The sequence below is a fragment of the Thermogemmatispora sp. genome (assembly GCF_019683755.1).
Lineage (GTDB): Bacteria > Chloroflexota > Ktedonobacteria > Ktedonobacterales > Ktedonobacteraceae > Thermogemmatispora.
Window position 1 is genome coordinate 1 of sequence record NZ_JADGHT010000188.1, and the last position, 8,900, is coordinate 8,900.

Sequence of the window (8,900 nt, forward strand, 5' to 3'; positions counted from 1 at the left end):
GACATGGAGAGAGCCTTTCCCGGACCCGATAGCCCAAAGCAGGATCCCTCGCGCGGAGCAGATGACCCGCTCTATCTACAGGAGCATTCTGAGCGCTCAGCGCGCATCGTGGGCGACTTTTTGCGCGAGCACCAGGCCCCGGCCAACCTGATAGAGGAGGTAATGGCCCTGATCCGCGTGCACGAGATAGGAGGATGGCCCGAAGCCGATTGGGTTCAGGCGGCGGACAGCCTCAGTTTCCTGGAGGTCAACGTCCAGCCCTTTCTTGACATGATGAGCAGTACCCGGGCTGGCTGGACACCTGAAGCTGTCCACGCTAAGTTTTCCTGGATGTACTCGCGGATACGGCTGCCAGAGGCCCGCCAGTTGGCCACACCACTCTATCAGCACGCTCTAGAGAAGCTTCGTCTGCAGGCAGAGCGCTTGAAGCTCCCAGGGGGGCCCAGGCCCTCCCTGCAAGCGCAAGGGCAAGAGTAAAATAAAAGTGCCGCTCCAGCATCTTAGAACGCATGGGTCTTCCCCTTGGGGTACTTTGGCCAAAAAAGCGGTCGGAAGAGCGCAGCAGATGAAGTCCCCTGCCCGGAGCAAGTGTCTCTCCTGCGGCGCTTATTTCCCGTCCTTGCTCCATAGATATATTTGTATCTATTATTATAAGGTAACTGGAAAGAATGAGACAGACAGCAGTGGATGATACCGGGCGACGTCAGCAGGTAGATGCATTAGAGAGATGGCGCTCGATCTTGCTTATCATCATCCTGGGATCGCTCTCGGCCTTTGGCCCACTTTCGCTAGACATGTATCTGCCGGCGCTGCCTCTGCTCAGCCAGGACCTGGGAGCGAACGCCTCGGAGGCCCAGCTCACCCTGAGCGCCTGTCTTGTAGGGCTCGCTCTTGGGCAGCTATTGGCGGGTCCGCTAAGCGACAGCCTTGGGCGGCGACGGCCCCTGCTGATAGGGCTACTTATCTACATCCTCGCCTCGCTCTGCTGTGCTGTGGTCCCATCAATCACCCTTCTGATTGGCCTGAGACTCATCCAAGGGATGGCAGGAGCTGCAGGTATTGTCATCGCCCGCGCTACTGTGAGAGACAAATACAGCGGCATCCTCATGGCCCGCTTCTTCTCCATGCTGATGCTCGTTAGTGGGATTGCTCCCATAGCGGCCCCACTCATCGGTGGTTTCTTGCTGCGCCTCACAACCTGGCGCGGTATCTTCCTCTTTCTCACCCTGCTCGTTGTCCTGATCTGGATAGCGGCCCTGCTGGGGCTACCGGAGAGCCTGCCGCCGGAGCGACGGCAAAGCGGCAAGCTAGGGACAACTCTAGGCACTTTTCGCCGTCTACTCACCGACAAAGCCTTCCTGAGCTATGCACTCTCCTGTGGTCTTTCAGCGGCGGCCATGTTTGCCTACATCTCTGGCTCTCCCTTCGTCACCCAGGATATCTATGGCCTCTCGCCCCAAGCCTTCAGCCTGGTCTTTGGCACCAATGCCCTGGGCATTGCCATTATGGGCCAGATCAATGGGCGTCTCGTTGGACGCATAGCACCGCGCAAACTCCTGGCCGGGGCCTTAACCGCCGTGGCGCTTGGCAGCGGCGGCCTCTTCTTAGCCGTCATCGGTGGCGTTGGCTTGATTGGCATTCTGCCCGCCCTCTTCGTTGTCGTCGCCAGTCAGGGCATGGTCTTCCCCAATGCAGCCACCCTGGCCCTGACTGATCATCCCCGCGAAGCTGGCAGCGCCGCGGCTCTCGTTGGTCTACTCCAATTCGTTCTTGGCGCCATTGCCTCACCGCTGGTCGGCATCGCCGGCTCTCAGACGGCTGTACCAATGGCGAGCATCATCGGAGTGCTTGGCCTCTCGGCTCTTCTCACCTTCTGGCTCCTTGGACGGAGGCAGCCTTTCCAGGCCGCTTCCTCCCTTGGCACTGAAATCGAACGCCTGGAGGGCCACTGATCTGCTCTCGCTCTGGTCTAGTGGGGCCCAGGCTTGTCAGTCGGAGCACTGCAGAACGGCCGCCAGGCCAGGTAACCTGGTAAAAAGGTCCCAAAAAAAGATGGGATCAGACAGGCGCTCTAGACATTACCTGGCCAGGGGCCGGATACCTCTAGCCCGGTCCTGGACAGGCCTGCTCTGATCCCATCTTCGCCTCTTATGCAGCGTTATCAATCTCTCTCTATGGTGACTACGCTAGCTATGCCTGACGCGAGCGTCTTGAAGGATCAAGACAGCAATAGAGGCTTTGAGCGTGGCAGCAGCTCTGGCGATCCTTCTCTGACTCGAACTGGATGGTGGCATGATCGATATGATACTTCTCCGTCAGCATCTGGGTCAGTGCCCGCCGAATCGAAGCACTACGGGCCGGCGTTCCATCATCGATAGTGGCATGGCAGGCCAGGGCGGGCATGCCACTGGCGATCGTCCAGACATGGAGATCGTGCACTTCTCGGACCCCCTCAACCTGAAGCATATCGTGAGCCAGTTGAGTGACCGAGAGACCTCGCGGGGCCGCCTCCAGCAGGATATCGGTCGCCTCCTGAACAACCTGCCAGGCTCCAAAGGCCAGCAGCAGGGCAATACCCACGGACAGCAGCGGGTCAACTGCGCTCCAGCCGGTCAGAAGCAGCACCAGGCCACCGGCGATTACTGCCAGCGAGGCCCCCACATCGCCGAGTACGTGCAGTAAGGCGGCGCGCGTATTCAGATTGTGCTGACTCTGGCGCTGAAGCACCACGCTGATAAAGAGATTGATAGCGATGGCGATCAGCGGCGTCACGAACATCGCCAATGGCTGCACCTCAGCCGGGTGGCGAAGGCGCCCAATGGCTTCGACCAGGATAAGCACCGCGATGGCGATGAGCGTCACTGCGTTGATCAGTGCGGCCAGAATGCCTACGCGGTGGTAGCCGAAAGTACGGCGCGCATTGGCGGGACGTTCCGCCTGTACTGCCGCAAACCAGGCCAGGCCGAGCGCAAAGAGGTCCGTCACCACGTGACCAGCCTCCGAGAAGAGCGCCAGCGAGTTAGCCAGCAAGCCGCCAACAAGCTGACTCAACAGAATGACCGTCGTCAACAGAAAGGCCAGACGGAGGCTCCGCCGCGGCAGATCATGAGCATGGGCATGGGCGTGAGCATCATAGCCGTGCTGAGAGTGGCGCTCTGGGTGGCCCTGCCCACTTGCGCTGTGCGCAGGCATCTTTTCTTTCATAGCAGACTCTTCACCATGACCAGTATGCATAGTTATGCGGATACCTCCACCGCCTCGGAGACAGCGGCTGGCCCGCCCGCCGGCTCGCTCGCGTGAGCCAGACCCAGCTCAAGCAATTGTCGTACATGGTCATCAACCAGACGATAGTAGACCACCCGCCCGACCTTGCGCAAACCCACGATCCCTTGAGTGCGCAGCACCCGGAGCTGGTGAGAGATCGTCGTGTCATCACGACCAAGACCGGCGGCCAGGTCACAGACGCAAAGCTCACCCGCCGGTGCATGCAGCAGCGCAAAGAGCACCTGCAGGCGCGTCGGATCGTTGAGAACGGCAAAGAGCGCTGCTGTGCGCGTGGCGCTCTCTAACGGCAGCAGACTTTGACGCACGGCCTCCACCTGCTCTGGATGAATGGCCCGCACCTGACAGAGATCCGTTTCCTCTGCACGCCTGCTTGCCGTACGCGCTCGTGGACGGGTGGTCATCGCGGCTTGCTCCTTTCGTATTCGAAAACCTGTACAGCTATGCAGCTTTCTTCTCTTACTACTATAACATCGATGCCGCTTGCTTGCAATCCGCGCAGAGGGACGCCTGAACCTGTACAGGACTGAAGGGCCATGCTATCGTAGAAGCTGGCCGACCTAGTGGCTGGACCCTCTAGCCGCTTGAGTGACGGCTGACTGACCTGACTGACCGGCCAGGTGGGGCCATGCGCTGCCGTGGCTCCGTCCTGAGAACAACAGAGAAAGAGCTGATCCTCACGATGCAGTTGTCGATAGTTGCGCACAAGCTGGCCATTTGTCGTCTTGCCCCTGGTGATCCCCTGCCGGCCTGGCTCTCGACTGCTGACCGGCCACTGTCGTCTTTGCTGACGCTCACCTGGACCGCCGATGAGTTGTCTGTGGTGTGTCCTCAAGAGTGGGTTCCCAAAGGGGTGACCTGTGCGCCAGATTGGGCCGCACTGAAGGTCGTAGGCCCCCTCGACTTTGCTTTGACTGGAATTCTCGCCGCGCTGCTCAACCCGCTGGCTAGCGCTGGCATCCCAGTCTTTGCCCTTTCAACCTACGATACAGACTATCTTTTAGTCCGCGAGCCGCAGCTAGCAGCCGCCCAAACCGTTCTCCTGGCTCACGGTCACCAATTCTTATAGCCAAGATACCTGGTGGCCAGAGAGGAATCTCAACTAGGGGGATTCCCCTGGCTGACAGGAGAGAGATTGAAACTAACAGAGCGGTAAGCCCGTGATTGACTCAGATGCTATAGAAGCGAGCATCCAGGGAAAGCCGGAAGGGGCCGGCTTCAGCAAGGAGGTGAAAGTTATCATGACCATCAGCCTGGAGCAACTGATCATCTGGGTCATCATTGCAGCTATTGTCGGCGTGGTAGGGGAATTCATCGCGCGTCGTCACGCCCCTGGCGGCATCATCGGCGCCATTCTTCTGGGACTGCTAGCCATCTTTCTGGTCGATGGCGTCTTACACTGGCATATTAGCGGCGAACCCTATCTAAACGGCGTCCCGCTGGTCACATCGGTGCTGGCTGCGGCAGTTTTAGTCTTCATCTGGAGCGCCTTCGCCTATCGGCGTCTCTCTCCCTACTATTACCGTCGCGGGGGCTATGCCCAGCGGCCACGGCGCTGGTGGCGCGGCTAAAGACGCCAAGAAAGGGTAGCCTTGGCAGCGACGCGCTTGCCCCTGATTCATGAGCAAACAGCGAAGGCCACAAGCAAAGAAGATCGCAAGGAATGGAGGAGGGCGCTCGGACCTGTTCCCAGAACGAGCATACGAGCCAGCCCTCCTCTATCTCTTGGCCTCAAGCTGGGGCTAGCGGCGCAGGCGCGAGCGCTGCAAAGAAGCCTCTCCCAGCCGTCCCGCCAGCAACAGCGAGCTGAAGCCAGCCACTGCCAGCACCTGCTGAGCCGCCAATGGCTGGCCCTGTCCCGATCTCCTCGTCCGCCCGCCCTCAGTGCTCCGAGCGGGAGCGGCCATCCCAAAGCCGAAGCCTGGAGAGACCTCTCCGCCGTGGGCAGCCTCCGACAGGCCACGCAGCTCTGCCGCCACCAGTTCCAACAGCTCGGCTACCTCCAGATCAAGGGCCGCTGCCACGCTCTCCAGCACACGAGCCGAAGGATATTTCTGCCCGCGCTCAATTTCTCCTACGTAAATCTCCGACAATCCTGCGCGTTCACCCAGCTCGCGCATCGTCAGTCGCCGCTGCTGGCGCTCCCGGCGAATCACTTTCCCCAAGGTCTCCTGAAGATCAGCCATCCCCACGCTCCTTTCTGCTCTCCTTATTGCCCGGTTTTCAGAGAGTCTCTCCTCTCTGCCGCCTGCGACAGCTATGCTCATAGCATAGCCTGGCTGGCAGCTATGCTAACAGCATCACTGTTTGCTATCACTATATCCCCCCACTTTGCTATATTCAAGGTGTGCTCTCCTAGTCCCCTTGCCATCTGCCGGGGCGGGAGAAGGGCGAAAACGCGCGAATTCCAGAACGCACCGCAAAGCGGAGAAAGGAGCGTATTCATGTTGCCACATCCCTTGTTCCCATTCCTATCATCCACACAAGAGGATATCCAGTCAATTCCCCACATCCCGATTGTCTACGAAGAGCAGCAGTCGGAGCCTGTGCGCTGGGAGTATCGCCTCATTAGCCTGGAGCCAGGCAGAGAGCCGCTGCTCTCTGAAGAGCACCTGACCAAGCTGGGACAAGAGGGCTGGCTGCTACAGGCGATCGTTGACGAACGCGCCAGCGGCAGCGGCTTCCAGGTGCACTACTACTTTGTGCGCCGTCTCCTGGGACCTGGACAAGCACTAGAAGAAAAAGAATAGGAAGATGATTGTTAATGAGATATAAAGAAGTGAAGAAAGACGGGCAAGGAAAGGAAAAGAAAAGGAGGAATAGATATGAGTAGTGCTCTCTACGTACCCACCATCATCGAAGCCACGGGACGCGGTGAGCGTGCCTATGACCTCTACTCGCGTCTGCTTAAAGAGCGCATCATTCTCATTAATGGCCCCATTGAGGAGCAAATGGCGGGACTGGTCATTGCTCAGCTCCTCTTCCTAGCTGCCGAGAGCAGCGAGCGAGAAATCAACCTCTACATCAGCTCGCCGGGCGGTGTCATCACCGCCGGCCTGGGCATCTACGATACAATGCGCATGCTGCCCTGCCCCATCGCCACGACCTGCGTCGGCTACGCCGCCAGCTTTGGGACCATTCTGCTCATGGCAGGGGATCGCGGTCGGCGCCGTGCGTTGCCGCATGCGCGCATCCACCTCCATCAGCCGTGGACTGCCAGCGGCGTCAGCGGCCAAGCCAGCGATATCGAGATCCACGCCCGTGAGATGTTGCGCACCCGCGATATACTCAATGAAATCATCCAACTGCACACTGGCCAGCCGCTGGAGCGCATTAAACGCGACACCGATCGCGACTTTTTCCTGAGCGCCGCCGAGGCAGTTGAATATGGCATCATCGATGAAGTGCTGGAGCCACCTCTCAAAGAGCTAAAAGACTAGTCGTGCTCTCAGAGAGGTTCGATGCGCACATAATCGAGATCCAACCACTGACGACCCGTCGCGAGCGTGCCAAAGCGCAAAGTGCCGCGCGGCGTTGCGATCGCGTACTGGTTATCTACCCAGGCCACGAAGCCTAAGGGGCGCCTCGGGGGCGCGAGAGCGGTAAAGAGAAGGTTGCCATCGACGAAGAAACGAGCCTGGGTCGGCAGCCACTCAAGTGCGTAGGTGTGCCAGTCGGTGAGCGTAACCTCCTCTAGAAGACGCTCCTGAGCACCGGTCAGGCGTTGTAGCCAGCGCGCCGCCGGGCGCAGCTCGCCGCTGAGACGCCCCCAGAGGGCAGCCAGGGCTGTGGGCAGGACCGCCGCCACAAAACCCGGGCGCAGCGCGTGCACCACCTGCGCCTTCCAGCCCCAGCCCGGCACACCCGGCACCAGAGCCATATTTGAAGGCGGCGAGGCATAAAAGAACCAAACCGCCTCGGGAAGCATGAGCACATCGCCGCGCAACGAAAACGGGTAATTCCAAAAACCGAAACCGGCGGTTCCACGCAATCGACCAGGCGTCTCTGCTGTGCTGGCCAGTGTCGCCGCCGCATGGGAGAAGCAGGCCCGTATCTCCATGCGAAGCGGAGGATGCCAGGGGAAGGCATGACGCGGCAGCTCCCCATAGTCATCGATCTGCGCGTCACTGTACTCCCCCTCGCGGCTGGCCTCTAGCTCCAGACGCAGGCGCGATTGCTCCACACTCAAACGCCCACCCCCTAGACAGGTGCGTCGCCAGCGCGCATCAAGTTCACTGCCTTCTCGTGCCCTTGTCTCAAAATCGTCAAACATAGACGATCTTCTATTCTGCGCTCCCTTCAATTGAGCCGGAGCGATAGCTCGAGTAGCTCATCTTCTAGCTCTTGCCAGACCAGTTGCTCTGCCTGCAGATTATTGAGCGAGCGGCCTGAGCGAGTGGCCTCCATCATGACCTCCGAGACGCGGCGGCGGAACTTCATAAAATACTTGCGCTGGATGCTTTGATCTGGCATGACCCGCAATTCGATATCTTTAGGATCATAGAACTCCTGGGGGTCGAAGGCCAGCGCCAGCAAATCGGCATAATGCTGGATCAGTGTCAGGCGGGCCTGAGAGAGGAAATAGTAGGGCTGGGTGCTTGAAACCAGGAAACAGCCGGCGACGCGCCCAGCATAGAGAATCGGATGGGCAGCGGCGCTGCGCTCGTGAGGATCGCGGTGGGCGGGGATCAGCGAATGTTCCTCATCGATGTTCTGGATCGCATTCGGGCGGCAAGAACTCACCACATAGCCCGAGAGCGACTCAGCACTCAAGAACATGGCCTTATGCTCCAGCTCGCCCCCCCAGGGATGTGTCCCCAGACCGAGCCACTCGCGGAGACTACGGATTTTCCCATCTTTGGGAGGCATGCAGCGCACCACGCGCACAGCCATGCCCAGATGATCGGGGTCGAGCTGTCCCAGCGCCTGCTGAAGAATCAGATTGCTCAGCGACCAATAGCGCATGGCCTCGGTCGTTGTTGCGCGGGCGCGGAAGATGCGCGCATAGAAAGCGGCAGGAATCTCCTGGGACGAGTCATCGGAAGGCGCTGCCACAAAATCCTCAAACTCGGCCTGAATAAGCTCCTGCAGCTGCTCGCGGTATTGAGGTAACGCCTTGAGCAGCAGGCGAAGATTCTGAGGCCGGGGGTCGGAAGTGCCAGAAACCCAGCGATTCAGCGTCGTGGGGGTCACTCCCAATTCCTCGGCTAGGCGCTGTCTCTCGTGGCTATCTGTGATGATGGTTCCTAGCAGTTCGCGCCAGGTACGTGGTTCGTCCATAGCATATTGCCTTGCTGCTGAATTGGCTCTTGCTCCGATCTTCCGTCATGATAACAGCTTAGCGCCCGACCGTCAACTCTTCTGCCGCCTGCGCCTGTGGCTCCCCGCCTGTTGCTTGACCGAAGGCTCCTGGCCCCATTCTAGCCCGTCAAGAAGGTGCTCTTCAGCCTCGCAGGGAAGACAAGCCATCTTTTCTGGTTCTGTCCCGCTTGCCCTCCTCGAGAAATGGCAGTACAATAGAAGCAAAGTGTCTAGGGGTGTCTATTCTTGAATGGTTGTCTCTCTGACCAGCCGTTGCAGCCGCCTGACTGATCCTCTGCCCTTCTGATTTCCCGCCC

At 59.4% G+C, this 8,900-nt stretch carries 11 protein-coding genes; 6 read left to right on the forward strand and 5 right to left on the reverse strand.

What is annotated here, in order from left to right; translation table 11 throughout:
* A partial coding sequence (locus tag IRZ24_RS12600) for a hypothetical protein (protein ID WP_297164772.1) occupies nucleotides 1-477 on the forward strand: 477 nt, incomplete at its 5' end.
* 191 nt (nucleotides 478-668) lie between these two features.
* Nucleotides 669-1,952, forward strand: coding sequence for a Bcr/CflA family multidrug efflux MFS transporter (locus tag IRZ24_RS12605; RefSeq protein WP_297164774.1), 1,284 nt, complete (start codon nucleotides 669-671; stop codon nucleotides 1,950-1,952).
* A 238-nt stretch (nucleotides 1,953-2,190) separates the two neighbouring features.
* Here the strand turns inward: IRZ24_RS12605 and IRZ24_RS12610 are convergent, their stop codons facing one another.
* Together IRZ24_RS12610 and IRZ24_RS12615 are read right to left on the reverse strand one after the other, a co-directional pair.
* The gene (locus IRZ24_RS12610; RefSeq protein ID WP_297164776.1) at nucleotides 2,191-3,204 is read right to left on the reverse strand and encodes a cation diffusion facilitator family transporter; all 1,014 of its coding nucleotides are present in this window, start codon (nucleotides 3,202-3,204) and stop codon (nucleotides 2,191-2,193) included.
* A gap of 32 nt (nucleotides 3,205-3,236) precedes the next feature.
* Entirely contained in the window at nucleotides 3,237-3,686 is a 450-nt protein-coding gene (locus tag IRZ24_RS12615; protein WP_297164778.1) for a metalloregulator ArsR/SmtB family transcription factor, read from the reverse strand.
* A 278-nt stretch (nucleotides 3,687-3,964) separates the two neighbouring features.
* Here IRZ24_RS12615 and IRZ24_RS12620 point away from each other — a divergent pair, with 278 nt between their 5' ends.
* A complete protein-coding gene (locus IRZ24_RS12620) occupies nucleotides 3,965-4,351 on the forward strand; it encodes an ACT domain-containing protein (RefSeq protein ID WP_297164780.1) in 387 nt (128 codons plus the stop codon).
* Nucleotides 4,352-4,523: 172 nt separating this feature from the next.
* Nucleotides 4,524-4,853, forward strand: coding sequence for a hypothetical protein (locus IRZ24_RS12625; protein WP_297164782.1), 330 nt, complete (start codon nucleotides 4,524-4,526; stop codon nucleotides 4,851-4,853).
* Between the two features lie 171 nt (nucleotides 4,854-5,024).
* Here IRZ24_RS12625 and IRZ24_RS12630 read toward each other — a convergent pair whose 3' ends face one another.
* Complete coding sequence (locus tag IRZ24_RS12630) at nucleotides 5,025-5,468, reverse strand: helix-turn-helix domain-containing protein (protein ID WP_297164784.1); 444 nt, start codon at nucleotides 5,466-5,468, stop codon at nucleotides 5,025-5,027.
* A gap of 258 nt (nucleotides 5,469-5,726) precedes the next feature.
* Here IRZ24_RS12630 and IRZ24_RS12635 point away from each other — a divergent pair, with 258 nt between their 5' ends.
* Nucleotides 5,727-6,032: a hypothetical protein gene (locus tag IRZ24_RS12635; protein WP_297164786.1), complete on the forward strand. Its 306-nt coding sequence runs from the start codon at nucleotides 5,727-5,729 to the stop codon at nucleotides 6,030-6,032.
* Between the two features lie 75 nt (nucleotides 6,033-6,107).
* Complete coding sequence (locus IRZ24_RS12640) at nucleotides 6,108-6,722, forward strand: ATP-dependent Clp protease proteolytic subunit (RefSeq protein WP_297164788.1); 615 nt, start codon at nucleotides 6,108-6,110, stop codon at nucleotides 6,720-6,722.
* Nucleotides 6,723-6,730: 8 nt separating this feature from the next.
* Here IRZ24_RS12640 and IRZ24_RS12645 read toward each other — a convergent pair whose 3' ends face one another.
* Complete coding sequence (locus IRZ24_RS12645; RefSeq protein WP_297164790.1) at nucleotides 6,731-7,555, reverse strand: family 16 glycosylhydrolase; 825 nt, start codon at nucleotides 7,553-7,555, stop codon at nucleotides 6,731-6,733.
* 26 nt (nucleotides 7,556-7,581) lie between these two features.
* Nucleotides 7,582-8,562 (reverse strand): GAF domain-containing protein, encoded by a 981-nt coding sequence (locus tag IRZ24_RS12650; protein WP_297164791.1) that lies wholly within the window; start codon nucleotides 8,560-8,562, stop codon nucleotides 7,582-7,584.
* Nucleotides 8,563-8,900 lie beyond the last annotated feature (338 nt).

What these genes read in the sequence shown, in the direction of transcription:
- IRZ24_RS12605 (WP_297164774.1), top strand. Translation starts at nt 669, where the DNA reads ATGAGACAGACAGCAGTGGATGATACCGGGCGACGTCAGCAGGTAGAT.
- IRZ24_RS12610 (WP_297164776.1), bottom strand. Translation starts at nt 3,204, where the DNA reads ATGAAAGAAAAGATGCCTGCGCACAGCGCAAGTGGGCAGGGCCACCCA.
- IRZ24_RS12615 (WP_297164778.1), bottom strand. Translation starts at nt 3,686, where the DNA reads ATGACCACCCGTCCACGAGCGCGTACGGCAAGCAGGCGTGCAGAGGAA.
- IRZ24_RS12620 (WP_297164780.1), top strand. Translation starts at nt 3,965, where the DNA reads ATGCAGTTGTCGATAGTTGCGCACAAGCTGGCCATTTGTCGTCTTGCC.
- IRZ24_RS12625 (WP_297164782.1), top strand. Translation starts at nt 4,524, where the DNA reads ATGACCATCAGCCTGGAGCAACTGATCATCTGGGTCATCATTGCAGCT.
- IRZ24_RS12630 (WP_297164784.1), bottom strand. Translation starts at nt 5,468, where the DNA reads ATGGCTGATCTTCAGGAGACCTTGGGGAAAGTGATTCGCCGGGAGCGC.
- IRZ24_RS12635 (WP_297164786.1), top strand. Translation starts at nt 5,727, where the DNA reads ATGTTGCCACATCCCTTGTTCCCATTCCTATCATCCACACAAGAGGAT.
- IRZ24_RS12640 (WP_297164788.1), top strand. Translation starts at nt 6,108, where the DNA reads ATGAGTAGTGCTCTCTACGTACCCACCATCATCGAAGCCACGGGACGC.
- IRZ24_RS12645 (WP_297164790.1), bottom strand. Translation starts at nt 7,555, where the DNA reads ATGTTTGACGATTTTGAGACAAGGGCACGAGAAGGCAGTGAACTTGAT.
- IRZ24_RS12650 (WP_297164791.1), bottom strand. Translation starts at nt 8,562, where the DNA reads ATGGACGAACCACGTACCTGGCGCGAACTGCTAGGAACCATCATCACA.